The sequence below is a fragment of the Burkholderia sp. MSMB1588 genome (assembly GCF_001546925.1).
In the GTDB taxonomy this organism is placed as follows: domain Bacteria; phylum Pseudomonadota; class Gammaproteobacteria; order Burkholderiales; family Burkholderiaceae; genus Burkholderia; species Burkholderia humptydooensis.
On the sequence record NZ_CM003770.1, the window covers coordinates 399,324 to 424,589 of the forward strand.

Genomic DNA, 25,266 nt, shown 5'->3' on the forward strand with positions numbered 1-25,266 from the left:
ATGCGGCGCCTCGCGATCGTCTACCGTCTCGGCGTGAAGGAATTGTGGAGCCTCGTGCGCGACCCGATCCTGCTCGTGCTGATCGCCTACACGTTCACCGCGTCGATCTACTCGGCCGCGACCGCGCGGCCCGACACGCTGCACATGGCGCCGATCGCGATCGTCGACGAGGACGCGTCGCCGCTGTCCGCGCGGATCGCATCGGCGTTCTTCCCGCCGCAGTTCGCGCTGCCGAAGATGGTGACGCTCGCGCAAGCGGACCGCGGAATGGATGCGGGCGACTTCACGTTCGCGCTCGACATCCCGCCGAACTTCCAGCGCGACGTGCTCGCGGGCCGGCCCGCGCAGATCCAGTTGAACGTCGACGCGACGCGAATGAGCCAGGCGTTCACGGGCAACGGCTACGTGCAGCAGATCGTGAGCGGCGAAATCGACGATTTCGCGCGCCGCTACCGAACGAACGCGGCGCCGCCCGTCGACATCGCGATGCACATGCGCTTCAACCCGAATCTCGATCAGACGTGGTTCGGCTCGCTGATGGAAGTGATCAACAACGTGACGCTGCTGTCGATGGTGCTCACGGGCGCGGCGCTGATACGCGAGCGCGAGCACGGAACGATCGAGCACCTGCTCGTGATGCCGGTGACGCCGGGCGAGATCATGATGGCGAAGGTGTGGTCGATGGGGCTCGTCGTCGCGTGCGCGGCGGCGTTCTCGCTCGCGTTCGTCGTGCGCGGCGCGCTGCACGTGCCGATCGAGGGGTCGGTCGCGCTCTTCGTCGCGGGGATGGCGATTCACCTGTTCGCGACGACGTCGATGGGCATCTTTCTCGCGACGCTCGTGCGCAGCATGCCGCAGTTCGGGATGCTGCTCGTGCTGGTGCTGCTGCCGCTGCAACTGCTGTCGGGCAGCCTGACGCCGCGCGAGAGCATGCCGTTCGCGGTGCAGAACATCATGCTCGCCGCGCCGACGACGCACTTCGTCGAGATCGGGCAGGCGATTCTTTATCGCGGCGCGGGCATCGAGACGGTCTGGCGGCAATTCCTGATCCTGGCGGTGATCGGGACGGTGCTGTTCCTGCTGTCGTTGAAGCGGTTTCGGAAGACGATCGGGCAGATGGCCTGAAATAGGTCATTGCGACATACCGGGAGAACGCAGCGAAGATCCCGGGCCGCACCCGCACGCTGTCGGCGTCTTGCGCGTGACCATCGACGCCCGAACAGGAAGTCACCGGAGTCGAGGCGATGCCGCGCGGCGAGGCGTCCTCGTCTCGACGCCTCGCGCAGAGCCGGCGTCGCCGGACGGAACGGCCGCGCTTCGGCGGGCGGCTGAACGTCGAGGCGGGACGTGTCTTCCGGCGCAATACGAAGGTGTCAGGTACGAATATCTGTTTCGCTGCGCGCATGGGAACGGGCTCCGCGCCGTCATCGTATTCAATGCGGGGAGCGGGTTGCGTCGCCTGAAACCCCACGTTCCGGCAGCCCGGCAATCGCGCAATGTAATCCTTGTCGAAGACCGCATCTCGCCTAGACTTCGTCATATAGGCCTCGAACAACGCGCCTATCCCGCACGCGGCCTGCCGGACGAGACACCATCGAAGTCATGGGACCCGGCACCAACGCCCGGGCGTCCCCTGACAGAGGTCATCATGAGACGGATCTATTTCCTGCTGCCCGACGCGGACACGGCACGGATGATCGTCGACGAGCTGCTCGTCAAGCGCATCGAATGGCGGCGCATCCACGTCGTCGCGAACGATCAGATTCCGCTGGATAATCTGCCCGAAGCGTCGATCGCGCAAAGCAGCGATCTGCTGCCCGCGCTCGCCCGCGGCACCGCGGCGGGCGGCGTCACCGGCGCGCTCGCCGGATTGGCCGCGATCGCGTTTCCGCCCGCCGGCCTCACGATCGCGGGCGGCGCGGTGGTCGCGTTCGCGATCGCCGGCGCGGGCTTCGGCGCGTGGGTCGGCACGATGATCGGCGTCAGCGTGCCGAATACCCGGCTGAAACACTTCGAGGACGCAGTCGACAAAGGCGAATTGCTGATGATGATCGACGTGCACCGTGACCGGGTGGAAGAAATCGAGGCGCTCGTCAAGCTGCATCATCCGGACGCGCATCTGGAAGGGACCGATCCGACCATTCCCGCGTTTCCTTGATGCCGTTCTTGCGTCAGCCGTTGCCGAATCTCGGGCGAGCGCGGGTGATCCGCACCCGCCCGCGCCCTTCGCCTCACTCCCCGGTCAACACGATCCGCCCGTCGACCTTCCCCTCGCGCAGCGCCGTGAACACGCGATTGATGTTCTCGAGCCTGTCGCGATGGATATGCGCGCGCACGAGCCCTTCGGCCGCGAAGTCGAGCGACTCCTGAAGATCGCGCCGCGTGCCGACGATCGAGCCGCGCACCGTGATCCCGTTGAGCACCGTCGAGAAAATCGGCAGCGGGAAATCCCCCGGCGGCAGCCCGTTCAGCGACACGGTCCCGCCGCGCCGCACCATGCCGAGCGCCTGCGCGAACGCACTGCGCGACACGGCCGTCACGAGCACGCCGTGCACGCCGCCGAGCTCCTTCTGGATCACGGCCGCGGGATCGTCCTGCGACGCGTCGACGACGAACGCCGCGCCCAGCTTGCGCGCGAGCGCGAGCTTCTCCGGCGCGACGTCGACCGCGACGACATGCAGCCCCATCGCCTTCGCGTACTGGACCGCGACGTGCCCGAGCCCGCCGATCCCCGAGATCGCGATCCACTGGCCAGGGCGCGTGTCGGTCATGCGAATGCCCTTGTAGACGGTCACGCCCGCGCACAGGATCGGCGCGATCTCGTCGAACGCCACGTTGCCCGGCAAATGGCCGACGTAGTTCGGATCGGCGAGCACGTATTCCGCGTAGCTGCCGTTCACCGAATAGCCGGTGTTCTGCTGCTCATGGCACAGCGTTTCCCAGCCGGTCTGGCAATACTCGCAATGGCCGCACGCGGTGTAGAGCCACGGCACGCCGACGCGATCGCCCTCCTTCACGTGCTTGACGCCATCGCCCACCGCCGCGACGAAGCCGACGCCCTCGTGCCCCGGAATGAACGGCAGCGTCGGCTTGACGGGCCAGTCGCCGTCGGCCGCGTGCAGATCGGTATGGCACACGCCCGACGCCTTGATGTTCACGAGAATCTGGCCCGGGCCAGGCGTCGGCACGGGGACTTCCTCGATGCGCAGCGGTTCGCCGAATGCGTGCACCACCGCGGCCTTCATGTGTTGCGCCATCAGTCGCTCCTGGTTGGTTCGATGCCCGATCGAGTATCGATCACGCATGGCGCACGTCGTTGACGTGCGTCAATCGCGCCCGGTTTCACAGCGCGCTCGCCGCCAGCTCGACGATGTCCGCCGTGATCTCGTCCTGCCGCGCGATCCGGTACGCCTGCAACAGCTCGCCGAGCGCGCGCCCGACCGATTCGCGCGCGGCGATCATCGCGCGCGTGCGCGCCTCGTTTTCCGCGGCGAACGCGAGCATCGCCGCCTCGCACAGCTCGACGAACACGTAGGCCTGCGCGAGCTCCGCGAGCAGCGCAGCGGGCGGCAGGTGCACGAGCGGCGGCTGCGCGCGCGGCGCGGTGTCGAAGCGCGCGTAGTCGAACGGCAACAGCCGGCGCTCGCTCACGTCGAGCCGCTGCGCGCCGCCCGGCATCGCATGGACGATCGACACCGGCTGCGCGCCGCGCTTCGCGAGATGCGCGTACAGCGCATCGGTGATGCGGTTCGCGAGATGCACGACGTCGTCCGCGTGCGCCGCCATCGGCGTGCGCCAGACGAGCGGCACACCGCCCGCGTCGGCCAGCATCGCGCCGCGCGAGCCGACCATCATGTATTCGCGCGCCGCGTCCGCGCCCGGCCTCATCGCGTAGTCGATCAACTGCGCGTTGTATGCGCCGACGAAGCCCTGCTCGCTGCACAGCACGACGACGAGCCGCGCGCGCGGCGCGCCGCCGCGCGACTGGCTCGCGGCTGCTTCGCGCGACGGCGCACCGGCCGCGAGCGCGTCGCCGATCGCCGCGCCGACCGTCGCCGCCGACGCGCGGATGCCCGGCAAGCGCTGCTGCGCCTCGTGCGCGCGCGCGGCGGCAACGCCCTGCATCGCGCCGATCACGGTCTGCAGTTGGCGCGCGGTGTCAGTGCGCGCTTCGATTGCGGCGAGCTTGTCGCTCATCGCTTGCGTCGCGCGCCGGTTTCGGCGCCGCCCGGCGGCGCCGGCTCGATGCGTGCCGCGCGGCCGCTCTCCGGCGCACCGTCGAGCGCGCCGCCGCCCATGTCGCCCGCCGCGTCTTCCGCCGGCGCACCCGCCGTCGCGCGATGCGCGGCATCCGCGACGATCCGCTCGATCAGCTCGCCGACCGATTCCGCGAGCGCCGAAAGCGCCGCGTCGTCCGCGAGCCAGTTGCACGGCGGCGCGCCCGCCGGCGTGAGCGCCGCGATCCTTGCATCGAGCCACGACGGCAGCCTCTCGCGCAGCGGCGCGACGAGATCCGGCGACATCGCATCGAGCGCGCCCGCCGCGAGCGCCTTCAGCAGCACGACTTCGTCGAGCGTGCGCAGCGCGCGAAAGCGCGGCTGCGTGATCAACGCGCGAATCCGCTCGCCGCGCGTGATCTGCGCGCGCAGCCGCGCATCGGTGAGCCCGCCGAAACGCGTGAACGCCTCCAGCTCGAGAAACTGCGCGTAATCGAGCCGCAGGCGGCCCGATGCCGCGCGCAGCGCCGGATGCTGCGCCTTGCCGCCGACGCGGCTCACGCTCAGCCCGACGTCGACGGCCGGCCGCTGGTTCGCGGCGAACAGCGCCGAATCGAGCACGATCTGCCCGTCGGTGATCGAGATCAGGTTCGTCGGAATGTACGCGGCGAGGTTGCCCGCGTCGGTCTCCGCGATCGGCAGCGCGGACAGCGACCCGCCGCCGAGCTTCGCGCAGAGTTTCGCCGCGCGTTCGAGCAGGCGCGCGTGCACATAGAAGATGTCGCCCGGATACGCCTCGCGGCCGGGCGGCTCGCGCGTGAGCAGCGCGAGCTCGCGATGCGTCGCCGCGTGCTTCGTCAGATCGTCGACGACGACGAGCGCGTGCTGCCCGCGGTCCCGGAAATATTCGGCGATCGAGAACCCCGCGAACGGCGCGATCCATTGCAGCCCCGGCGCGCACGCGGCCGGCGCGACGACGAAGATGCAGCGCTCGGGCGCGCCGTAGCGGCGCACCGCGTCGATCACGCGCCGCACCGCGCTCGCGCGCTGGCCGATCGCGACGTACACGCAGATCACGTCCGAATGCCGCTGGTTGACAATTGCGTCGATCGCGAGCGAGGTCTTGCCGGTCGCGCGATCGCCGATGATCAGCTCGCGCTGGCCGCGCCCGATCGTGAAGAGCGCGTCGGCGATCAGCACGCCAGTGTCGAGCGGCTCGCTGACGAGGTCGCGCTCGATGATCGCGGGCGCGGGGCGCTCGATCGGCAGCGTGCCTGCCGTGCCGAGCGGCGCGCCGTCGTCGAGCGGGCGGCCGAGCGGATCGACGATGCGCCCGAGCAGTTGCGGCCCGACCGGCACCTCGAGCACCGCGCCCGTGCGCGTGACCGCCGCTTGCGCCTGAACGCTCGCGTCCGGATCGAGCAGCACGACGCTGATCAGATCCTCGTCGAGCGTGTGCGCAAAGCCGGTGACGCCGCCGTCGAAGCGCAGCACTTCGTTGAGCATCGCGTCTTCGAGGCCGGACACGAACGCGATCCCGTCCGCGACGCGCTCGACCCGCCCGAGCGCCTGCGCGACGGGTGCGAGCGCGACGCGCTCGAGCGCGACGCGGCGGCGCGCGAGCCAGCCGGCATCGGTTGCGGCATTGGTTGCGGCATCGGTTGCTTCAGGCGTTTGCGTCATCGTCGTTCAGCAGTGCCGCCTCGATGGTCGCGAGATCCTGGCGCAGGCTGTTGCGCACGTTCGCATATTTCGATTCGAGCTCGAGCCCCGCGATCAGCGCGGGATCGACGCGCACGTCGGGCTCGAGCGGCCGGCCGACGCTCGCCGCGAACGCCGCGCGGCACGCGGCCGCCTCCTGCGCGGTCAGCGCGCGCGGCGCGACGAGCCTCACCTGCGCGTCGTCGGCGGCGAGCGCCGCGCGCACGTCGGCCGGCAGCTTCGCGAGCGACGCCGCGACGCCGTCGACGAAGCCCGCGACGCGCGCGCTGTCCGGCAGCCGCGCGAGCAGCTTCGCGGCGATGTCGATCGCGAGGCGCGTCGCGCGCGCGTCGAGCGCCTTCGCGCGCTGAGCGGCGTCGGCGTCCGCCTGCGCACGCGCCGCGTCGCGCAGCGCCTGCGCGTCGGCGCGCGCGGCGTCGATCAGGCGCTCGCGCTCGGCGGCGGCCTGCGCGAGCGCGTCCTTCAGCGCATCGTCGCGCGCCGCGGCGAGCGACGCGCGCTCGGCGCGCACCCGTTCGCGCTCGGCGCGCGCGGCGTCGCGCTCGTGCGCCGCATCGTCGATCAGCTTGCGCGCGGCGGCCTGGCGCTTCGCGATGATCTCGCTCACGGGGCGAAACAGGAAGCGCGACAGCAGCCACACGAGCACGACGACGTTGACCGCCTGCAGCGCGAGCGTGGACCAGTCGATTCGCATCGCCGCCTCCGCGTCACTTGACGAACGGATTCGCGAACAGCAGCAGCAGCGCGACGACGAGGCAGTAGATCGCCATCGTCTCGATCATCGCGAGCCCGACGAACAGCGTGCGCGACACGGTGCCGGACGCGTCCGGCTGGCGCGCGATCGCGTCCATCGCCGCGCCGACCGCGCGCCCTTCCGCGAGCGCGGGACCGATCGCGCCGAACGACACGGCGAGCGCGGCCGCCGCGATGCTGACCACTTCGATGAGATTGTTCATGCGTTCTCCTGCCCGCGCCGCGGCGCGGAAGTTTCGTCACCGGATACGGCCGCGCCGATGAACACCATCGACAGCACCATGAAGATGTACGCCTGCACCGTGCCCGTCAGCAGATCGAGCGCCATCAGCGGAATCGGCACGAACAGGCCGGCGAGCGACAGCACGATGCCGATCACGAACACGCCGCTCATCACGTTGCCGAACAGACGCACGATCAGCGAGAACGTGCGCGTCAGTTGCTCGACGACGTTCAGCGGAATCATCACCCACGTCGGCTCCGCGAACGTCGCGAGATAGCCGCGCACGCCGCGCGCACGCACGCCGTAATAGAGCGTCGCCGCGAACACGACGAGCGCGAGCGCGGCATCGGTCTCGAGATGCGCGGTCGGCGGCTCGACGCCCGGCACGAGCGACGCGCTGTTCGCGCAAAACACGAGCACGAAGATCGTGCCGATCAGCGCGCGATAGCGCGCGGGCGGCGTCTGCATCGTGTCGGCGATCTGCGCGTCGATCGTCGCGACGAACAATTCGAGCACGCTTTGCAGCCGCGACGGCGCGTCGACGCTCAGCCGCCTGCGCGCGGCGAGCGCGAGCGCGACGAGCACGGCCATGATCGCCCACGTCGCGAGCACGGGTTCCGAGATGCCGACGGGGCCGATCGAGAACATCGGCACGGTCGACAGCGGCGACGCGTTCATCGCCGCGCTCCCGTCAGCGCGGCCGCGCGGCGGACCGCGAGCGCGCGCGCGGCGAAGAAGCCCGCCGAGCCCGCGACGAGCATCGCGAGACCCGCGCGCGCGAGCACGACGAGCACCGCCACCGCGAGCGCGATCCGCACGAGCTGCAGCGCGAGCGCCGCGCCCGCGCGGCCCGCGACGAACAGCCGGCTGTTCCAGCCGAGCGACGCGAAATGGCACGCGCCGGCGGCAAACCCGACCGCGAGCCCGATCGCGACGGCGATGCCGTCGAACGACGCGCGCGCGGTTTCCCACATGTCAATCATCGCGATCTCCGTGTTGTTGAGCTTTCATCCAGCGCCACGCGAGCCAGAAGCCGAGCGCCGCGCCGAGCATCAGGAGCGGCGCGGAAAAGAACACCCGCGACGCGAACGTCCGGTCGAGCCAGCGGCCGAGCACGAGCGCGGCGAGCGTCGGCGCGACGATCGTCCAGCCGAGCACGCCGATCTGCGCGAGCCGCCGGCCGAGCGACGGCTCCGGATCGCGCGCGCCGCGCGCCGCGCGCGTCGCGGCCGTGCGCGCCGCCAGCTCGACGCGATCGGCGGCAGGCTTCGACGCGGCTTCGGCGGACCGCGCCGCGGCGGGCATCCCGCCATCGCGCGCGGCGGGCGATTCGGGCGATTCGGGCGACCGGGCGTGCCGTGCGTCGCCGCGCGCCGCGTCATCGCGCTTCGCCTCGAACTGCCGACGCTTCGTCATTCGAGCGTCTCCGGCTTCATCGGCGCGTGCATGCCGTCCTTCGCATGCTCGGGCCGCAGATACGTGAGCAGCCGCCGCACCGCCTGCGCGTGCAGCCGCGTTTCGTCGACGCGCGCGCGGCGCTTCGCGTCGAGCTGCGTCGCGCGCACCCCGCGCACGACCGCTTCGAGCTCCGCAAGCGACTCGCCGAGCACCGCGTCGCGGCACGCGATCTCGATGCGCGCGCCGCGCGTCACGCGCAGCACGCCGCCGTCGAGCGCGGCGTAATGCGTCGCGTCGTCGGCGGTGCGCCAGCGCACGACCGACGCGCGCAGCAGCGTGACGAAATCGACGTGGCCCGCGCGGATGCCGAACGCGCCGCTCGCGTCCTCGGCGCGCAGCGACACGATCGGCAGATCGTCGACGCACACGCGCGCCGGCGTCGCGATCGTCACGCGCAGCTCAGCGGCCATCGGGCGCTCCTTGCGGCGCGGCGGAGCCGGGCGCCGCGCCGGACGCGGAGCCGGCCGCCGCATCGCGCCGCGCATCCGCCTCGCGCGCCGCCGCTTCCTTGCGCCGCGCGTCGTCGAGCGTGCCGACCATGTACAGCGAGCTCTCGCGCCAGTCATCGCAATCGCCGCGCAGGATCGCGCGGCAGCCGGCGATCGTGTCGGCGATCTCGACCGACGCGCCCGCCTGCCCCGTGAACGCCTCGGTCACCGCGAACGGCTGCGTCAGGAAGCGCTGCAGCCGCCGCGCGCGGCCGACGATCCGCCTGTCGTCCGCGCCGAGCTCGTCGATGCCGAGCAGCGCGATCACGTCCTGCAATTCGCGGTAATGCTCGATCACGCGGCGCACCTCGATCGCAACCTCGACGTGCCCGTCGCCGACGACGAGCGGATCGAGCAGGATCGACGACGACGCGACCGGGTCGATCGCCGGATACATCCCTTCGGCCGCCATCGCGCGCGACAGCACGACCATGCTGTCGATGTGCGCGGCGATCGCGGTGACGGCGGGATCGGTGAAATCGTCGGCGGGCACGTAGACGGCCTCGATCGCCGTCACCGCCGCGCCTTCGACCGATGCGATCCGCTCCTGCAGCGCCGCGACCTCGCTCGCGAGCGTCGGCTGATAGCCGACCCGCGACGGCAGCCGCCCGAGCAGGCCCGACACCTCGGCGCCCGCCTGCACGAAGCGAAACACGTTGTCCATCAGAAGCAGTACGTTCTGCGCGCGCTCGTCGCGAAAATACTCGGCGATCGCGAGCGCGGTGAGCGGCACGCGCCAGCGCGCGCCGGGCGGCTCGTTCATCTGCCCGTAGACGAGCACCGTGCGGCCCAGCACGCCGGAGCCGCGCATGTCGAGCAGCATCTCGTGCCCTTCGCGCGAGCGCTCGCCGATGCCCGCGAACACCGAGATCCCGCGATAGCGCTCGACCATCGCGTGAATCAGCTCCATCACGAGCACCGTCTTGCCGACGCCCGCGCCGCCGAGCATCGCCGCCTTGCCGCCCTGCGCGAGCGGCGCGAGCAGATCGATCACCTTGATGCCGGTCGCGAACAGCGCGGTCGCGCTCTTCTGCTCGGCGAGCGGCGGCGCGCCGCGATGGATCGGCCGCCGCGCGACGTCCGCCGCGAGCGCCGCGCCGTCGTCGCCGGGCTCGCCCGTGACGCTCAGCAGGCGGCCGAGCACCGCGTCGCCGACGGGCACGCGAATCGGCCCGCCCGTCGCGCGCGCGGCGGCGCCGCGCCGCAGCCCGCCCGTCGGGCCGAGCGCTAGCGCGCGCACCGCCGCGTCGCTCAGGTGGGCATGCACCTCGGCGAGGATCGGCGCGGCGCCGTCGATCGGGATCGCGAGCGCTTCGTTCAGCGCGGGCAGCACGCCGCCGTCGAACGCGACGTCGACGACCGCGCCGCGCACCGCGACGACGCGCCCGGCGCTTGCGTCGCTTGCGTCGCGCTTCGCGTGCGTCGCAGCCGTGCCGTTCGTCGCATGCAGATCCGCCACCGTCGCTCCCGTCTGGCTGGTTCGTCGATGGCTTCACCATAACGGCGCGCGCCGCCTGCCGGCTGATCTCGGTCAAGAAACGGAAAATCGCCAGATGAAACGACGCGACTCGCCATACGAAACAATCGACGCGCACGCACGCGGCGACGATGCGATTCGCGCGGCGTCCGGCGTCGATCGTTGATTCAAATCAGATTCCGCAGATCTATGCGTGGCTACAGTGGCCGTGTCAGTGATCGTCGACGCGTGCGATCGAGGCGCGCGGCGGGCGGCAACGCCCGCGCAGCGGCTTCGCGCAAGGCCGGCCGCATCGGCTGCCGTGCTTCGTCATGCCGTCGCCCGCGCAGCGCCAGCCTAAGGAAGCCCGATGGACACACGCCACACCCCCGCATCCGGCGCGCCCGCCGCGCCGCTGCCCGCCCACCCGCCCGCGTCCGGGGAGCCTGAAAACCCTTATCGCATCTTCGATCTCGCGAAGGAGGCGTCGCTCGCGAAGCTGACGTCGGGCCTGTCGCCCGCATCGTTGCAGCTCGCGCTGTCGGACTGGCTGATCCACCTCGCGGCCGCGCCCGGCAAGCGCACGGAGCTCGCGACGCTCGCGGTGAAGCACGCGGCGCTGCTCGCCGAATACCTGTTCGAAGCAGCCGCCGGACACACGCCCGCGCCGCCCGCGCAGCCGTCGCCGGGCGACCGGCGCTTCCGCGCGAGCGCGTGGCAGCTCGAGCCGTACCGCTTCTGGCACCAGTCGTTCCTGCTCGCCGAGCAATGGTGGCGCGCGGCGACCCACGACGTGCCCGGCGTGTCGCCGCATCACGAGGACGTCGTCGCATTCTCCGCGCGGCAGATGCTCGACATGTTCGCGCCGGCGAACTACGTCGCGACGAACCCGGAAATCGCGCAGCGCACCGCGCTCACGGGCGGCGCGAACCTCGCGCAGGGCGTGCGGAACTATCTGGACGACGTGCGCCGCCTGCTGACGAAACAGCCGCCCGCGGGCGCCGAGCGCTTCGCGGTCGGCAAGAACCTCGCGATCACACCCGGGCGCGTCGTGTTCCGCAACCACCTGATCGAGCTGCTGCAGTACGGCCCGACGACGGCCGACGTCTACGCGGAGCCCGTGCTGATCGTGCCCGCGTGGATCATGAAGTACTACATCCTCGATCTGTCGGCGCACAACTCGCTCATCCGCTACCTGGTCGGCGAGGGGCACACGGTGTTCTGCATCTCATGGCGCAACGTCGACGCGAGCGATCGCGACCTGAGCCTCGACGACTACCGCAAGCTCGGCGTGATGGACGCGCTCGACACGATCGGCGAGATCGTGCCCGGCGCGAAGATCCACGCGACCGGCTACTGCCTGGGCGGCACGCTGCTGTCGATCGCGGCGGCCGCGATGGCGAACGCGGGCGACGAGCGCCTCGCATCGGTCACGCTGCTCGCCGCGCAGACGGATTTCACCGAGCCCGGCGAGCTGCAGTTGTTCATCGACGACAGCGAGATCCACTTCCTCGAAAGCATGATGTGGGAGCGCGGGTTTCTCGGCGCGCACCAGATGGCGGGATCGTTTCAGTTGCTGATGTCGAACGATCTGATCTGGTCGCGCGTGATCCACGACTATCTGCTCGGCGAGCGCACGCCGATGATCGACCTGATGGCGTGGAACGCCGATTCGACGCGGATGCCGTACCGGATGCACTCCGAGTATCTGCGCCACCTGTTCCTCGACAACGACCTCGCGACGAACCGCTACGTGATCGACGGGCAGACGGTGTCGGTGCACAACGTCCGCGCGCCGTTCTTCGTCGTCGGCACCGAGCACGACCACATCGCGCCGTGGCGCTCCGTCTACAAGATCCACTACCTGAGCGGCAGCGACGTGACGTTCGTGCTGACGGCGGGCGGCCACAACGCGGGCATCGTCAGCGAGCCCGGCCATCCGAAGCGCCATTACCGGATGAAGGTGACGGCCGCCGACGCGCCGAGCGTCTCGCCCGACGAATGGCTCGCCGGCGCGACCGATTTCGAAGGCTCGTGGTGGCCCGCGTGGCACGCGTGGCTCGCCCGGCATTCAAGCGCGCAGCGCGTCGCGCCGCCGACGCTCGGCAAATCGGGCGCGCACGCGCTCGGCGACGCGCCGGGCACCTACGTGTTCCAGAAATAAGGAGTGCCGCGTGGATCGCGAAATCCTTCAGAACCGCCCGTTCGACTCGCTCGCGATCGGCGACAGCGCATCGCTCGTGCGCATCGCGTCGCGCGACGACATCGACCTGTTCGCCGCGATGTCCGGCGACGTGAACCCCGCGCACCTCGACGCGACGTTCGCCGCGCACGACCTGTTCGGCCACATCGTCGTTCATGGGATGTGGACGGGCGCGCTCGTGTCCGCGGTGCTCGGCACGAAGCTGCCGGGGCCGGGCACGATCTATCTCGACCAGACGCTCGAGTTCCGTCATCCGGTCGCGCCGGGCGACACGATCACGGCAACCGTGACCGTCACGGAAAAGCGCGCGGAAAAGCGGATCGTGCTGCTCGACACGCGCTGCACGAACCAGGAAGGCCAGGTCGTGCTGCGCGGCACCGCCACCGTGATCGCGCCCGATACGCCGATCAAGTGGGAACGCGTGCCGGGGCCCGATGTCGCGGTGCGCCGCCACGACCGCTACGAGACGTTCGTGCGCGACGCGCGCGAGCAGCCGCCGCTGCGCACGGCGGTCGTCCATCCATGCTCGCCGGATGCGATCCGCGCGGCGATCGACGCGCGCGACGCGAACCTGATCGAGCCGATCCTGATCGGCCCGGAAGCGAAGATCCGCGCGGTCGCCGAGGCGGCCGGCGTGAGTCTCGCGGGCGTGCCGATCGAGCCGGTCGAGCACAGCCACGCGGCCGCCGCGCGCGCGGTCGAGATGGGCGGCGCGGGCAAGGTCGCCGCGCTGATGAAGGGCAGCCTGCACACCGACGAGCTGCTCGCGGCGGTCGTCGGCCCGGCGTCGCTGCTGCGCACCGAGCGGCGCATCAGCCACGTGTATGCGATGGACGTGCCCGCGTATCCGAAGCCGCTCGTCATCACCGATGCGGCGATCAACATCGCGCCGACGCTCGAGCAAAAACGCGACATCTGCCAGAACGCGGTCGATCTGCTGCACGTGCTCGGCGTCGAGCGGCCGCGCGTCGCGGTGCTCGCGGCGGTCGAGACCGTCAACCCGAAAATGCCGTCCACGCTCGACGCGGCCGCGCTCACCGTGATGGCCGCACGCGGCCAGATCGCGGGCGCGGTCGTCGACGGGCCGCTCGCGTTCGACAATGCGGTGAGCGCGGTCGCCGCCACGTCGAAGGGCATCGCGTCGCCCGTCGCCGGCGACGCCGACATCCTGCTCGTGCCGGATCTCGAAGCGGGCAACATGCTCGCGAAGCAACTGATGTACTTCGCGGGCGCCGACGCCGCGGGCCTCGTGCTCGGCGCGCGGCTGCCGATCATCCTGACGAGCCGCGCGGACAGCCTGCGCGTGCGGATTGCGTCCGCCGCGCTCGCGAAGCTCGTCGCCGAAAGGACGCGCGCCGGCGCGCTCGCGTCATGAGCGAGCCGCTGCTGCTCACGTTCAATGCCGGCTCGTCGACGCTGAAGATCGGCCTCTACAGCGTCGCGAACGGCGAACCTGCGCCGCTCGGGCGCGGCAAGATCGACTTCAACCGCGCGCCGCTCCAGTTCGAATACTCGAACGGCGGCGACGCGCACACGGTGCCGCTCGCCGCGCCCGTCACCGACGATCTGCACGGCGTGCTCGACGAGGCGCTCAACTGGATCGACGCGCATCTGTCGGTGCACGAGCTGGTGTCGGTCGGCCATCGCGTCGTGCACGGCGGCGACGCGTTCGACGGGCCGGTGCGCATCGACGACCGGACGCTCGCCGCGATCGCGGCGCTCGTGCCGCTCGCGCCGCTGCATCAGCCGCAGAGCGTGCGGCTGATTCGCGCGCTGCGCCATCTGCGGCCGCACCTGCCGCAGGTCGCGTCGTTCGACACCGCGTTCCACCGCACGCAGTCCGATCTCGTGCGGCGCTTCGCGCTGCCGCGCGCGCTGTTCGACGAAGGCGTCAAGCGCTACGGTTTTCATGGGCTGTCGTACCGGTACGTCGCCGGGCGGCTGCGCGAGCGGCATCCGTCAATCGCGCGCGGCAAGATCGTCACCGCGCATCTCGGCAGCGGCGCGAGCCTGTGCGCGCTCGACGCGGGCGTGAGCCGCGACACCAGCATGGGCTTCTCGACGCTCGACGGCATTCCGATGGCGACGCGCTGCGGCGCGCTCGACGCGGGCGTCGTGCTGCACCTGCAGAAGACGCTCGGCCAGACGGTCGACGACGTCGAGCAGATGCTGTATCACCGCTCGGGCCTGCTCGGCGTGTCCGGCGTGAGCGGCGACGCGCGCGTGCTGCTCGCCGATCCGTCGGCCGGCGCGCGCGACGCGCTCGAGCTGTTCGCGTTCCGGATCGCGGGCGAGGCGGCGCGGCTCGCGGCGACGCTCGGCGGCCTCGACGCGCTCGTGTTCACCGCGGGCATCGGCGAGCATCAGCCGCAGACGCGCGCCGCGGTGTGCGAGCGGCTGCGCTGGCTCGGCGTCGAGCTCGATGCAGGCGCCAACGCGCGCAATGCGGAGATCGTCAGCCGCGACGGGAGCCGCGTCGCGGTGCTCGTCGTGCCGACCGACGAGGAGCAGGTGATCGCGCGGGATGCGGCCTCGGTTCTGCATGCCCGCGCGCCCGGGAGCGCCGGACGGTAGCGGCGGCGCGAGCCTCGTCGGCATGCGCTTCGTGCGTGCCGGCGAGGACTTGCGCGTGCGAAGAAGCCAATGAGGGCGGCTGGATCGCCGGCCGACTCATGCATCGCGCATCACGCGCCGACCATCCCCGGCAGTTCGCGATAGATCCGCTCGACGTCGTCCTTCGCGCACAGCGCGGTGCCCACGCTCAGCAGCGACGCCGACGCGGCGGCGAGCGCGTAGCGCGACGCATCGGCGACGCTCGCGCCTCGATTGAGCGCATCGACGAGCCCCGCGACGAAGCTGTCGCCCGCGCCGATCGCGCTGCGCACCGCGACCTTCACGCCCGGCAGCCGCACCGCTTCGTCGCGCGACACGACGAGCGCGCCTGCGTCGCCGAGCGTCAGCGCGACGATCTGCGCGCGCCGGCTGCCGACGATCGCGCGCGCGGCCGCGAGGCGCGCGTCGTCGTCTTCGAGCGGCAGCCCGGTCAGCGCGCGCAACTCGCCGAGGCTCGGCTTCACCAGATAGACGCCCGCCTCGAGCGCGGCCGCGAGCGCCGGCCCCGACGTGTCGACGACCGCGCGCACGCCGCGCGCGTTCGCGAGCCGCGCGAGCCGGCCGTAGCAATCGTCCGGCATCCCGGGCGGCAGGCTGCCGCTCATCACCAGATAGCGCGACGCATCGGCGAGCCGCGCGAGCGCGTCGACACAGCGCGGCCATTCGTCGGGCGCGAGCGCGGGCCCCGGCAGCACGAAGCGGAATTCGCGCCCCGTCGACGTTTCGTGCACCGAAAAGTTTTCGCGCGTCTCGCCGGCGATGTCGACGCAGCTCGCGCGCACGCACTCGTCGGCGAGCAGGCCGTGCAGCGCGAGGCCGGTCTCGCCGCCCGCCAGATAGACCGCCGAGCAATCGGCGCCGAGGCGCGTCAGCACGCGCGCGACGTTGATCCCGCCGCCGCCCGGATCGCGCCGCGCGGGGCCGCAGCGCAGCTTGCGGGTATCGGTGACGCGCTCGACGGACGTCGCGACGTCGATGGCGGGATTCGGCGTGACGGTGACGATTTCGGGCATCGTGGCGGTCGTAAAAAAGGGCGTCGCAACGAAAAGCGAACGGGATGATGGCCGGTGCGGCGGCGCGGGGTCGCACGCTGCAAGGCGTCGTGCGGTCGATCCGGCGTCGAACCATCGGCCTGGACGCGGGCCGACGGCCGCTTGCCGCCGGTCGGTGCCGGACGCCACGCGCGCCGCGCGCCGCGCGCATCGCCGCCCGCGCCTACGCGACGGTCAGTTGATCGATGACCTCGCGCACGCCCTTCACCGACCACGCCGCGCCGCAGGCCGCGCGCCGCTCGATCAGCGAATCGACGGTGCCCGTCAGCGTGACGATGCCGTCGCGCTCGTCGACTTCGATATGCGCGGCCTCGCGCTGCGCGCGCCGCGCGAGTGCATCCGCGACGCGCTCGCGCACGGTCGCGCCCGCGTCCTGCGAGCGCACGGCGATCCGGTTGACGACGCCGATCACGCCGCGCATCCGGCTCACGACCGTCTCGGCCGCCTGCCGCTGATAGCCGAACTCGACTTCGCCCGTGAGCGTGACGCACCCCTCGTCGACGTCGACGCGGATCTCCTGCCCGGCCAGCCCTTCCTGCCACGCGAGCGCCGACACGATCGCGGCGGCGAGCACTTCGTCGTCGCGCGGCGATTCGCTCGGCAGCACCTTCAGCTCGAGCACGAGCGCCCGCGCGCCGGCGACGCGCTGCGCGGCCTTCTGCGCCGCGTACTTCTGCGCCCAGCTCGGCACGAAGCCGCGCAGCGTCACGATGCGATCGTGCACCGACACGTCGATCTGCCGCGCATCCAGCGACGGATCCCAATACAGTTCCTGTTCGACATCTTGCCTGAGCGCAGCATCGGATTTCATCGTCGTCTCCTCGCCGACCGGTTTCGATAAACGGCCGCCGGCGGCAGAACGCGCGCGGCGGCGCACGCAAACCAGCATCGCGCATTGCGCGGCGCGGACCTTGATGCGCGTCAATGAAGGGAAAATGACAGACGAATAACGCGGAAAGCACGCGAAGCATGGCGCGGCGAATCGCGCACGCGCGGTGCCGCGTCACTTCAGATAGAACGCGTCCGGCAGCAGGTCGCCCGCGCTCGTCACGCGCGCGTCGCCCGACATGTTCGCCAGCACGACTTCGAGCGTCGGCGTGCCGAGCTCGATCATCACCTGCCGGCACGCGCCGCACGGCGCGATCGGGCCGTCCGTCTCGCCGACGACCGCGATCGCCGCGAACTCGCCCGGCCGGTAGCCCGCCGCGAGCGCCGAGAACAATGCGGTGCGCTCCGCGCAATTGCACAGCCCATACGACGCGTTCTCGACATTGCAGCCGTGGAAGATCTTGCCGTCGTTCGTCGCGAGCGCCGCGCCGACCTTGAAGTTCGAATACGGCGCGTAGGCCTTTTCGCGCGCGGCCTTCGCCGCTTCGATCAGTGCGTGGTGAGTCATGTCGTGTTCCCTTGTTCGATGATTCGATGTCCGGTGATTTCGTTTTTGCGCCGCAGTGGGCGACGTTGCATGTTGCCTGCGCGGCGTCGCGCGCCGCGACATATCCGATATCCGCCATGCCTCGGCCGGTTCGATGCGCCGATGCGCCGATGCGCCGACGCCCGCCACATGATCGATCATTCGATCACCGCATAGATGGCGCGCGTCTGCGCCGGCGGTTCAGCCCCGATCCGATACGCGCGGCGCACCGCTTCGGCGGCCTGCGCGGCCGCGTCGGCGTCGCGCGCGTGAACGGTCGCGAGCGGCTGGCCCGCCTCGACGCGCTCACCCAGCTCCGCGAGCGCGGACAGCCCGACCGAATGATCGAGCGCGTCGCCGATCTTCGCGCGCCCGCCGCCCAAGCCGACGACCGCGAGGCCGAGCGCGCGCGCGTCGATCCGCTCGATCCAGCCGGCACGCGCGGCGGCCACCGGCACGGCAACCGCCGCGCGCGGCAGATGCCGCTCCGGCCGCTCGATCAGATCGGCGGGCCCGCCGAGCGCCGCGACCATCCGCGCGAACCGCTCGGCAGCCGCGCCCGATTCGAGCGCGGCGCGCAACCGGCGGCGCGCGTCGCCCGAGTCCGCGGCGAGCCCGCCCATCGTCAGCATCTGCTCCGCGAGCGCGAAACCGACCGCTTCGAGCCGCGCTGGGCGCGCCGCGCCCGTCAGGAAATCGATCGCGCAGCGCACCTCGATCGCATTGCCCGCGCACGGCGCGAGCGCCTGGTTCATGTCGGTGAGCGTCGCGGCCGTCTTCATTCCGGCGCCGTTGCCGACGTCGACGATGCTGCGCGCGAGCTCGGCCGATTTCTCCGCCGTCGGCATGAACGCGCCGGAGCCGACCTTCACGTCCATCGCGAGCGCGCCGACGCCCGCCGCGAGCTTCTTCGACAGGATCGACGCGGTGATCAGCGAGATCGACTCGACGGTCGCCGTCACGTCGCGCACCGCGTAGATCCGCTTGTCGGCGGGCGCGAGCTGCGCGGTCTGGCCAACGATCGCGATGCCCGCGTCGCGCACGACGCGGCGCAATGTACCGACGGACGGCGCGACGTCGTAGCCGGGAATCGCCTCGAGCTTGTCGAGCGTGCCGCCCGTGTGGCCAAGGCCGCGCCCCGAGATCATCGGCACGTAGCCGCCGCACGCGGCGACCATCGGCCCGATCAGGAGCGACGTCAAGTCGCCGACGCCGCCCGTCGAATGCTTGTCGACGACCGGGCCGTTCAGGCGCTCGCCGCGCCAGTCGAGCACGTCGCCCGAATCGCGCTGCGCGAGCGTCAGCGCGATCCGCGCGGACAGCGGCAGCTCGTTGAAATGGACGGCCATCGCGAACGCGGCGATCTGGCCTTCGGTCACGTCGCCTGTCGTCACGCCGCGCACGAAACGCACGATGTCGGCCGCATCGAGCGGCTCGCGGTCGCGCACCTTGCGGATGAATTCCTGCGGCAGAAAAGTCATGGTTTGCCCAAGCCGTTGATTATCAGCGACACAATTGAATGGCATTCGGGCGCATTCGAAACGACGAAGCCGCCCACTGCGCGCGCCGGCGGCCGATCCGTCGCCGAAGCCGCGCGGCCGGGTGAAATCCCGTGAGGAGAAACGCTAACACGGACACGCACACGGCACGCGAAAACCTGAAGAGCCGCGCAATCCCGCTCTCCCGCCTGATTCATTGCTTTCCGTTTTCCGATCTCGATCGAAATTCGGCATATCACTCTAACCGGGGATTTTCCCTGTCAAGGCGGCGCGGGTTGCGGCCGTTAAGTTGACTAAAGACACGGAGGTCGACATGCTCTACGCCATCTTGATGCCGAAAGCCGAAGCCCCGCTGGGTTACTACGATTCGTCGGTCACGCCGACGCCGGAAGACATGGCCGACTACCTCGCGAAGACGATGGGATTCGACGATCGCGACGACTGGATCGAAGCGTACGGCGTCGAGAGGCTCGGCTATGCGCCGGTTCATTGACGGAAGTTGCCGGATGCGTCCCGGTCCATCAGCCGTCCGCGCCCGCCCGCGCGCTCGCCTGGCGGCGCGCGCATCGCGGCGGGTGTGCCGGCGGTTTCGGCTGCTCGCGCCGGCTATCGAATGGCGCGCGGTCCTGAACGCGCTGCCCGGCCGCCGCTGGCTTCGGGCGCTCGACGAACTCGCTCGCGCGAGCGCGCCCCCGAGCCTCGGCCTGGTCGCCATCGAACGGCGCGCCGATCGCAATCGAACGCGACGCGCCCGCTTCGACTGACGCCGCCCTTTGGCAACGCGCAGCGCCCGCGCCTCACTCAATACGCGCTGCCGCGCGTCGCGCCCGCCCGGTGCCCGAGCGTCTCGAGCAGATTCCCGAGCAGCCCCGACGCGCCGAAGCGGAACGTCGCGCTCGTCAGATAGCCGGAGCCGAGCTCGCGCTCAGCGAGCGACAGGTACTGCGCCGCATCCTGCGCGGTGCGCACGCCGCCCGCCGCCTTGAAGCCGACCATGCGCCCCGCGACGCGGATCGTCGCGAGCATCACGGCCGCCGCGTCGAGCGTCGCGTTCACCGCGACCTTGCCCGTCGACGTCTTCAGAAAATCCGCGCCCTCCTCGATCGCGATCTCGCTCGCCCGGCGGATCGCCGCCGCGTCGCGCAGCTCGCCCGTCTCGAGGATCACCTTCAGGCACTGGCCGCCCGCCGCCGCGCGGCATTGCGCGACGAGCTCGCGCCCGACCCGCTCGTCGCCGTCGATGAGCGCGCGATACGGAAACACGACGTCGATCTCGTCCGCGCCGCGCGCGAGCGCATCGGCCGTCTCGCGCGCGGCCGCGTCCGGATCGGCCGCGCCGTGCGGGAAGTTCGCGACGGTCGCCACCGGCAGCACGAGCCCGTGCCGCGCGAGCGCCGCATGCGCCGCGCCGACGAAGCGCGGGTACACGCACAGCGCGGCGAGCGTGCCGACCGGCGTGTCGGCCGACGCGGCGAGCGCGGCGATGCTGTCGTCGGTGTCGTCGTCGTTCAGCGACGTGAGGTCGATCAGGTGCAGCGCCTTCAGCGCCGCTTCGGTCAATTGATTGCGATTCAACGAAAGCTCCATGCGGGCACCTCGTTCAGGAAAGGGACAGGAACAGCCCGGCGATCGTCGCGCTCATCAGGTTCGACAGCGTCGCGGCCGCGAGCGCGCGCAGGCCGTAGCGCGCGACGTCGGAGCGCATGCCGGGCTCGACCGCGGTGAAGCCGCCCGTCAGGATCGCGATCGACGAGAAATTCGCGAAGCCGCAGAGCGCGAACGACACGATCGCGATCGTCTTCGGCGCGAGCACCGGGAGCCCGGCCGCGGCGACCTGCGCGGCGTCCTTCAGATAGGGCGACAGCGCGCCGTACGCGACGAACTCGTTCAGGATCAGCTTCTGGCCGATGAAGCTGCCGGCCACCGACGCATCCTGCCACGGCACGCCGATCAGCCACGCGAGCGGCGCAAACAGCGTGCCGAGCAGCGATTGCAGCGTGACGCCGGCAAAGCCGAGCCAGCCGGCGACGAGCCCGACCATCGCGTTCAACAGCGCGATCAGGCCGATGAACGCGATCAGCATGGTACCGACGTTCACCGCGATGCGCATCCCGACGCCCGCGCCGGACGCGGCCGCCTCGATCACGTTCGCCGCGCGCTTCTCGTCGAACTCGAGCGAATCGACGACGACGCGCGAAGGCTCCGTCGTCGGGCACAGCATCTTGCCGAACAGCAGGCCGCCCGGAATCGCCATGAACGACGCGGCGAGCAGATACTCCATCTTCACGCCGAGCCCCGCGTAGCCGGCGAGCACCGAGCCCGCGACCGACGCCATGCCGCTCGACATCACCGCGAACACCTCGGTTGCGCTCATCCGCCGGATGAACGGCTTCACGAACGCGGGCATCTCGCTCTGGCCGAGGAAGATCGTCGCGACGGCCGAGCACGCCTCGATGCGGCTCACGCCGAGCAGCTTCGCCATCGCGGTGCCGACGATCCTGATCAGCCACTTCATCACGCCGACGTAGTACAGCACCGCGATCAGCGACGTGACGAACACGATCATCGGCAGCACGCGCAGCGCGAACGCGAAGCCGCCGTCGCCGAAGAGCGCGAACATCTTGTCGCCGACGAGGCCGCCGAACAGGAACGCGACGCCGTGCTGCCCCATCTCCAGCACGCTGTTGACCGCGTGCGCGGTCGCCGCGAGCGCGTCGCGGCCGACGGGCACGAACAGCACGAGCGAGCCGATCGCGAGCTGCGTCGCGAGCGCCGCGACGACGGTGCGGGCGCTGATCGCCCGCCGGTTGATCGACAGCGCATAACCGACGCCGAGCAATACCACGATGCCACACAAGCTGCGCAAGATGTCCACGAACGTACCTCGGAGATGGGATGGAACGCCGCCGTCGCCGGCGCGACCGGTCCGGCTCGCCGGCCGTCTCGACCGGACGCGCGAGCCCGTTTATTCATCGGACGAGAACATAACGTGCGCGGGCGGCGAACGCCAGGGGTCGAATCGATCGGGGAACGAAAGATGTGCGCTCGCGCGTGCGGCGCGCGATTTCGGTTGTCGGCGGGATTTTGGTGAGGTAGGCGTGTGCGGTGCGGGGCACGCAGCCTGCGGCTCGCGCGAGTGACGAGTGACGATACAGCGAAGCGATGAAGCAACGAGGCGGCAGCTTCGCCGCCCCGGTCCGTCGCGCTACAGATCCAGCGTCACGCGGGGCGGCCCGCTTTGCGCATCGCCGATGCAATCCGGCGTCGCCATGCAGACGAGCGCCATGCCCGGCGCGACCTCCGCGTCGAACGCACCGCCGTAGCGAACCCGTCCGCCGAGCACGTGCACCGCGCACGTGCCGCATGCGCCCGATCGGCAATTCGAATCCGCCGGCACGCCGTGCGCCTCCGCGAGTTCGAGCAGCGTGCCGTCGCGCGGCGTCCATTCGACCGTGCGCTCCGACCGGCTGAACACGACGGTCGCCGCGTGTGCGCCAGCTTGCCTGCCGGCTTTCGCGTCGTCTCTGTCGCCGTTCTTCTCGCCGCCATGCGACGCCGTGCGCCGAATGCTCGACGGCCCGAATGTCTCGAAGCGGATGCGCTCGTCGGGCACGTCGAGCGCGCGCAAACCGTCGTACAGCGATTTGATGAACGCCGCCGGCCCGCACAGATAGAAGTCGTAGCTGCCGAACGGCAACACGCGCGTCAGCGCGTCGACGCTCACGCGGCCCGGCGACGCGTCGGTCGGCGCGCCGTTGGCGCGGCTGTCGAACAGGTGCACCGACAACGCCGGATGCGCTCGCGCCGCATCGGCGAGATGCGCGGCGAACGGCCGCTCGGCGCCGCGCCGCGCGCCGTGCACGAAGTAGATCCGCTTCGCGTGCGCATCGGCCGGCGCGCCCGCCGCACGGCACGCGAGCGCGCCGTTGAGCATCGCGATCATCGGCGTGATGCCGATCCCCGCCGACACGAACACGGCAGGCCGCGGGCTCGCCGCATCGAACGTGAACGCGCCGCGCGGCGCCATCGCATCGATGCGCACGCCGGGCCGCGCGTGATCGTGCAGCCACGACGACGCTTTGCCGTCGCGCTTGACGCTGATCCGGTAGCGCCGGCCGTCGAATGCGTCGGACAGCGTGTAACTGCGGATCAGCGGCCCGGATCGCGCGGCCGCGGGCAACCGGATCGTCAGATGCTGGCCCGGCTCGAACGGCGCGAGCGGGCGCGCGTCGGCGGCTTCGAAATGGAACGAGCGGACGTCGGGCGTCTCGTCGCGCACCGCCGCGACGACGAGCGGGCGCCAGCGGGTGTCCGGCGACGGCGCGGAAATCGTGGCGCAAGCCTGCGCCATCTCTTTCGTCGCCTGTGTTGCCTCCGACGCCTTCAATACTGTCGATGACGCCGACGATTCCAGCACTTGCGCCGATTCCATCCCCAACGAAGACGAAAACGCGCCCGCCCCGCTCCATGCCGCGAACTGCGGCGCGAACCGCGGCGCCGACCACCGCAACGGCAGCACCGCCGCGCTGCGCCGCACTTCGCGAATCCGCAAGCGCACGAGCCGCTGCGCACCGTCGAACGCGGCGATCGCCGGCCCGTCCCAGACGATCTCCGCGTCGGCCGCGACGTACAGCAAGTCGCCTCGCTCGAAGTCGACGAACAGCAAACCCGCGCGCGGGTCGTGCAGCAGATTGCCGATCGTGTTGAAGAAGTTGTTGCCGCTGTAGTCGGGCGTCGTCAGCGTGCGGTCGTCGTCGACGCGCACGAAGCCCGGCGGCCCGCCGCGATGCGACACGTCGACGCCGCGCGCGCCGCCCGCCGCATCCGACGCGTTCGCGGTCGCGATGAAGAACGTATCCGCGCGCGCGAGCAGCGCGCGGTCGTCGGCGTCGAGCCGCGCGGCGCGGCGCTGAGGCAGCGCGGCGTCCGCCTGCCGAGGCGGCGCGGGCGTCGGCGTGCGGCTCTGGATGTACTTCGCGCAGTTGCCGAAGCTCTGGCCGACCGTCACCGACATCGCGTCGCCCGCGAGCGACGCGACGACGCCGTTGATCCGGTTGCGCCGCCGCGTATGCAGCTCGATGCCGAGCCCGCCGAGCAGGCTGCCGACGCGCCAGTGGCCGGCGAGCGGATCGTCGCGCAGCGCGCCGCCCGCAATGTCGAGCGTGCGCGGCTGCGGCGACGACACGAAGCCCGGCGCGCCGACGCGCAGCGTCGCCCACGGCTGGCCGTCGCCGTCGATGCCGCCGACGACGAAGAACGGCAATTGCGCGAAGAACGCGCGATGTTGATCGGGCATGAATGTACGGATGCCGCGCCCGCCGGACACGGCGGCCGTATTCAGAACGCCCGCGCGCCGCTGCGCGGCGAGCTCGCCGTCGTGAAACGGCGCGACGGGCGGCGGCGCCTCGGGCGCCGCCGACGCAGGTTGCGTCATGTCGTTCTCCTTCGCAAGGGTCCGGCGGCGGGCAGCGGCGGGCAGCGCCGCGCCTGGCGGCGTCAGGCCACGCGCAACCCCGCGTCGCTCGCGGGCATCGGCACGAAACCCGGCAACGCCTCGATGCGCGCGAGCCACGCGCGCAAATTCGGGTAGGGATCGAGCGACACGCCGCCCTCGGGCGCGTGCGCGATGTACGCATACGCGGCGACGTCGGCGATCGTCGGATGCCCGCCCGTCGCGAAGCGCTTGCCGGCGAGCTCGGGCTCGATCACGTCGAACAGCCGCTGCGCGATCCGGATCGCGCTCGCGCGATCGAGCGGCGCGCCGAACAGCGTGACGAGGCGCGCGGCGGCCGCGCCGTACGCGATCGGTCCCGCCGCGAGCGACAGCCAGCGCTGCACGGCGGCCGCGCGCGGCGGATCGTCGGGCAGCCACGACGGATCGCCGTAGCGCTTCGCGAGATAGACGAGGATCGCGTTCGAATCGAACAGCACGAACTCGCCGTCCTCGATGACGGGCACCTGTCCGAACGGATTGAGCGCGAGAAATTCAGGGCGGCGGTTCGCGCCGCCGCGCATGTCGACTTCGACGAGCTCGACGGGCAGGCCGAGCAGCGACAGGAACAACTGGACGCGATGACAGTGGCCGGACAGCGGGCTCCGGTGGAGCCGGATCGGCGAGGCGGGCGGGCGGCGGGTGGACATGGGGCGGCACTCCTCGAACGAAGGGCG

25 protein-coding genes and 1 pseudogene are annotated in these 25,266 nt (G+C 71.1%); 8 read left to right on the top strand and 18 right to left on the bottom strand.

The features are described from left to right. Together WS92_RS01625 and WS92_RS01630 are read left to right on the top strand one after the other, a co-directional pair. Positions 1 to 1,125, top strand: a complete 1,125-nt coding sequence (locus WS92_RS01625; protein ID WP_059930730.1) for an ABC transporter permease — start codon at positions 1 to 3, stop codon at positions 1,123 to 1,125. A 523-nt stretch (positions 1,126 to 1,648) separates the two neighbouring features. After that, positions 1,649 to 2,158 (top strand): hypothetical protein, encoded by a 510-nt coding sequence (locus WS92_RS01630; protein ID WP_015602514.1) that lies wholly within the window; start codon positions 1,649 to 1,651, stop codon positions 2,156 to 2,158. A gap of 73 nt (positions 2,159 to 2,231) precedes the next feature. On the opposite strand, the gene adhP is transcribed toward WS92_RS01630, so the two are convergent. The 10 genes from adhP to atpD all read right to left on the bottom strand — a co-directional run bounded on the left by adhP (position 2,232) and on the right by atpD (position 10,320). Further along, positions 2,232 to 3,257, bottom strand: coding sequence for an alcohol dehydrogenase AdhP (adhP, locus tag WS92_RS01635; RefSeq protein WP_059930732.1), 1,026 nt, complete (start codon positions 3,255 to 3,257; stop codon positions 2,232 to 2,234). Positions 3,258 to 3,342: 85 nt separating this feature from the next. Further along, positions 3,343 to 4,197, bottom strand: a complete 855-nt coding sequence (locus WS92_RS01640) for a F0F1 ATP synthase subunit gamma (RefSeq protein WP_006028063.1) — start codon at positions 4,195 to 4,197, stop codon at positions 3,343 to 3,345. Further along, positions 4,194 to 5,900 (bottom strand): F0F1 ATP synthase subunit alpha, encoded by a 1,707-nt coding sequence (locus WS92_RS01645; RefSeq protein ID WP_059930734.1) that lies wholly within the window; start codon positions 5,898 to 5,900, stop codon positions 4,194 to 4,196. The genes WS92_RS01640 and WS92_RS01645 overlap by 4 nt, the downstream gene beginning before the upstream one ends. After that, positions 5,884 to 6,633, bottom strand: a complete 750-nt coding sequence (locus WS92_RS01650) for a F0F1 ATP synthase subunit delta (RefSeq protein WP_006028065.1) — start codon at positions 6,631 to 6,633, stop codon at positions 5,884 to 5,886. The genes WS92_RS01645 and WS92_RS01650 overlap by 17 nt, the downstream gene beginning before the upstream one ends. 13 nt (positions 6,634 to 6,646) lie before the next feature. Further along, complete coding sequence (locus tag WS92_RS01655; RefSeq protein WP_004187193.1) at positions 6,647 to 6,895, bottom strand: F0F1 ATP synthase subunit C; 249 nt, start codon at positions 6,893 to 6,895, stop codon at positions 6,647 to 6,649. Then, entirely contained in the window at positions 6,892 to 7,593 is a 702-nt protein-coding gene (locus tag WS92_RS01660; RefSeq protein ID WP_006028066.1) for a F0F1 ATP synthase subunit A, read from the bottom strand. The genes WS92_RS01655 and WS92_RS01660 overlap by 4 nt, the downstream gene beginning before the upstream one ends. Next, positions 7,590 to 7,898, bottom strand: a complete 309-nt coding sequence (locus WS92_RS01665; protein WP_059930736.1) for an N-ATPase subunit AtpR — start codon at positions 7,896 to 7,898, stop codon at positions 7,590 to 7,592. The genes WS92_RS01660 and WS92_RS01665 overlap by 4 nt, the downstream gene beginning before the upstream one ends. Further along, positions 7,891 to 8,331: an AtpZ/AtpI family protein gene (locus tag WS92_RS01670; RefSeq protein ID WP_059930738.1), complete on the bottom strand. Its 441-nt coding sequence runs from the start codon at positions 8,329 to 8,331 to the stop codon at positions 7,891 to 7,893. The genes WS92_RS01665 and WS92_RS01670 overlap by 8 nt, the downstream gene beginning before the upstream one ends. Next, complete coding sequence (locus tag WS92_RS01675; RefSeq protein ID WP_015602658.1) at positions 8,328 to 8,783, bottom strand: F0F1 ATP synthase subunit epsilon; 456 nt, start codon at positions 8,781 to 8,783, stop codon at positions 8,328 to 8,330. Before WS92_RS01675 ends, WS92_RS01670 begins: the two co-directional genes overlap by 4 nt. Then, entirely contained in the window at positions 8,773 to 10,320 is a 1,548-nt protein-coding gene (gene atpD, locus WS92_RS01680; protein WP_059930740.1) for a F0F1 ATP synthase subunit beta, read from the bottom strand. Before atpD ends, WS92_RS01675 begins: the two co-directional genes overlap by 11 nt. Between atpD and WS92_RS37060 the strand changes: the two are divergent. From WS92_RS37060 to WS92_RS01695, 4 genes and pseudogenes are all read left to right on the top strand, one after another. After that, positions 10,292 to 10,556 (top strand): annotated as a pseudogene (locus WS92_RS37060) (hypothetical protein). The gene atpD and the pseudogene WS92_RS37060 sit on opposite strands and share 29 nt — an antisense overlap. Positions 10,557 to 10,687: 131 nt before the next feature. Continuing rightward, a complete protein-coding gene (locus WS92_RS01685) occupies positions 10,688 to 12,481 on the top strand; it encodes a PHA/PHB synthase family protein (protein ID WP_059930742.1) in 1,794 nt (597 codons plus the stop codon). Positions 12,482 to 12,491: 10 nt separating this feature from the next. Further along, on the top strand, positions 12,492 to 13,895 hold the full coding sequence (locus tag WS92_RS01690; protein ID WP_015602480.1) for a bifunctional enoyl-CoA hydratase/phosphate acetyltransferase: 1,404 nt from the start codon (positions 12,492 to 12,494) through the stop codon (positions 13,893 to 13,895). Continuing rightward, complete coding sequence (locus tag WS92_RS01695) at positions 13,892 to 15,094, top strand: acetate/propionate family kinase (RefSeq protein WP_059930744.1); 1,203 nt, start codon at positions 13,892 to 13,894, stop codon at positions 15,092 to 15,094. Before WS92_RS01690 ends, WS92_RS01695 begins: the two co-directional genes overlap by 4 nt. A gap of 110 nt (positions 15,095 to 15,204) precedes the next feature. On the opposite strand, the gene WS92_RS01700 is transcribed toward WS92_RS01695, so the two are convergent. The 4 genes from WS92_RS01700 to deoA all read right to left on the bottom strand — a co-directional run bounded on the left by WS92_RS01700 (position 15,205) and on the right by deoA (position 19,080). After that, the gene (locus tag WS92_RS01700) at positions 15,205 to 16,146 is read right to left on the bottom strand and encodes a 1-phosphofructokinase family hexose kinase (protein WP_059930746.1); all 942 of its coding nucleotides are present in this window, start codon (positions 16,144 to 16,146) and stop codon (positions 15,205 to 15,207) included. A 202-nt stretch (positions 16,147 to 16,348) separates the two neighbouring features. After that, entirely contained in the window at positions 16,349 to 16,996 is a 648-nt protein-coding gene (locus WS92_RS01705) for a BON domain-containing protein (protein ID WP_015602649.1), read from the bottom strand. A gap of 192 nt (positions 16,997 to 17,188) precedes the next feature. Beyond that, complete coding sequence (locus WS92_RS01710; protein ID WP_009916680.1) at positions 17,189 to 17,581, bottom strand: cytidine deaminase; 393 nt, start codon at positions 17,579 to 17,581, stop codon at positions 17,189 to 17,191. Between the two features lie 176 nt (positions 17,582 to 17,757). After that, positions 17,758 to 19,080, bottom strand: coding sequence for a thymidine phosphorylase (gene deoA / locus WS92_RS01715; protein ID WP_059930748.1), 1,323 nt, complete (start codon positions 19,078 to 19,080; stop codon positions 17,758 to 17,760). 331 nt (positions 19,081 to 19,411) lie between these two features. On the opposite strand from deoA, the gene WS92_RS01720 reads away from it, so the two are divergent. Together WS92_RS01720 and WS92_RS01725 are read left to right on the top strand one after the other, a co-directional pair. Continuing rightward, complete coding sequence (locus tag WS92_RS01720; RefSeq protein WP_009915853.1) at positions 19,412 to 19,591, top strand: hypothetical protein; 180 nt, start codon at positions 19,412 to 19,414, stop codon at positions 19,589 to 19,591. Then, positions 19,575 to 19,862 (top strand): hypothetical protein, encoded by a 288-nt coding sequence (locus WS92_RS01725; RefSeq protein ID WP_242425349.1) that lies wholly within the window; start codon positions 19,575 to 19,577, stop codon positions 19,860 to 19,862. Before WS92_RS01720 ends, WS92_RS01725 begins: the two co-directional genes overlap by 17 nt. A 37-nt stretch (positions 19,863 to 19,899) precedes the next feature. Here the strand turns inward: WS92_RS01725 and deoC are convergent, their stop codons facing one another. From deoC to WS92_RS01745, 4 genes are all read right to left on the bottom strand, one after another. Beyond that, positions 19,900 to 20,685 (bottom strand): deoxyribose-phosphate aldolase, encoded by a 786-nt coding sequence (deoC, locus tag WS92_RS01730; protein ID WP_059930752.1) that lies wholly within the window; start codon positions 20,683 to 20,685, stop codon positions 19,900 to 19,902. A gap of 13 nt (positions 20,686 to 20,698) precedes the next feature. Further along, positions 20,699 to 21,973 (bottom strand): NupC/NupG family nucleoside CNT transporter, encoded by a 1,275-nt coding sequence (locus WS92_RS01735; protein ID WP_015602833.1) that lies wholly within the window; start codon positions 21,971 to 21,973, stop codon positions 20,699 to 20,701. Positions 21,974 to 22,303: 330 nt separating this feature from the next. Then, positions 22,304 to 24,532, bottom strand: a complete 2,229-nt coding sequence (locus WS92_RS01740; RefSeq protein ID WP_059930754.1) for a pyridoxamine 5'-phosphate oxidase family protein — start codon at positions 24,530 to 24,532, stop codon at positions 22,304 to 22,306. A gap of 62 nt (positions 24,533 to 24,594) precedes the next feature. Then, positions 24,595 to 25,239 carry a glutathione S-transferase family protein gene (locus tag WS92_RS01745; RefSeq protein ID WP_009915864.1) on the bottom strand — a complete coding sequence of 215 codons (645 nt, stop codon included), beginning with the start codon at positions 25,237 to 25,239 and terminating at the stop codon, positions 24,595 to 24,597. Between the last annotated feature and the right edge of the window lie 27 nt (positions 25,240 to 25,266).

Coding starts and splice junctions, on each gene's coding strand:
- WS92_RS01625 (WP_059930730.1), top strand. CDS start 1: ATGCGGCGCCTCGCGATCGTCTACCGTCTCGGCGTGAAGGAATTGTGG.
- WS92_RS01630 (WP_015602514.1), top strand. CDS start 1,649: ATGAGACGGATCTATTTCCTGCTGCCCGACGCGGACACGGCACGGATG.
- adhP (WP_059930732.1), bottom strand. CDS start 3,257: ATGGCGCAACACATGAAGGCCGCGGTGGTGCACGCATTCGGCGAACCG.
- WS92_RS01640 (WP_006028063.1), bottom strand. CDS start 4,197: ATGAGCGACAAGCTCGCCGCAATCGAAGCGCGCACTGACACCGCGCGC.
- WS92_RS01645 (WP_059930734.1), bottom strand. CDS start 5,900: ATGACGCAAACGCCTGAAGCAACCGATGCCGCAACCAATGCCGCAACC.
- WS92_RS01650 (WP_006028065.1), bottom strand. CDS start 6,633: ATGCGAATCGACTGGTCCACGCTCGCGCTGCAGGCGGTCAACGTCGTC.
- WS92_RS01655 (WP_004187193.1), bottom strand. CDS start 6,895: ATGAACAATCTCATCGAAGTGGTCAGCATCGCGGCGGCCGCGCTCGCC.
- WS92_RS01660 (WP_006028066.1), bottom strand. CDS start 7,593: ATGAACGCGTCGCCGCTGTCGACCGTGCCGATGTTCTCGATCGGCCCC.
- WS92_RS01665 (WP_059930736.1), bottom strand. CDS start 7,898: ATGATTGACATGTGGGAAACCGCGCGCGCGTCGTTCGACGGCATCGCC.
- WS92_RS01670 (WP_059930738.1), bottom strand. CDS start 8,331: ATGACGAAGCGTCGGCAGTTCGAGGCGAAGCGCGATGACGCGGCGCGC.
- WS92_RS01675 (WP_015602658.1), bottom strand. CDS start 8,783: ATGGCCGCTGAGCTGCGCGTGACGATCGCGACGCCGGCGCGCGTGTGC.
- WS92_RS01685 (WP_059930742.1), top strand. CDS start 10,688: ATGGACACACGCCACACCCCCGCATCCGGCGCGCCCGCCGCGCCGCTG.
- WS92_RS01695 (WP_059930744.1), top strand. CDS start 13,892: ATGAGCGAGCCGCTGCTGCTCACGTTCAATGCCGGCTCGTCGACGCTG.
- WS92_RS01700 (WP_059930746.1), bottom strand. CDS start 16,146: ATGCCCGAAATCGTCACCGTCACGCCGAATCCCGCCATCGACGTCGCG.
- WS92_RS01705 (WP_015602649.1), bottom strand. CDS start 16,996: ATGAAATCCGATGCTGCGCTCAGGCAAGATGTCGAACAGGAACTGTAT.
- WS92_RS01710 (WP_009916680.1), bottom strand. CDS start 17,581: ATGACTCACCACGCACTGATCGAAGCGGCGAAGGCCGCGCGCGAAAAG.
- deoA (WP_059930748.1), bottom strand. CDS start 19,080: ATGACTTTTCTGCCGCAGGAATTCATCCGCAAGGTGCGCGACCGCGAG.
- WS92_RS01720 (WP_009915853.1), top strand. CDS start 19,412: ATGCTCTACGCCATCTTGATGCCGAAAGCCGAAGCCCCGCTGGGTTAC.
- WS92_RS01725 (WP_242425349.1), top strand. CDS start 19,575: ATGCGCCGGTTCATTGACGGAAGTTGCCGGATGCGTCCCGGTCCATCA.
- deoC (WP_059930752.1), bottom strand. CDS start 20,685: ATGGAGCTTTCGTTGAATCGCAATCAATTGACCGAAGCGGCGCTGAAG.
- WS92_RS01740 (WP_059930754.1), bottom strand. CDS start 24,532: ATGACGCAACCTGCGTCGGCGGCGCCCGAGGCGCCGCCGCCCGTCGCG.
- WS92_RS01745 (WP_009915864.1), bottom strand. CDS start 25,239: ATGTCCACCCGCCGCCCGCCCGCCTCGCCGATCCGGCTCCACCGGAGC.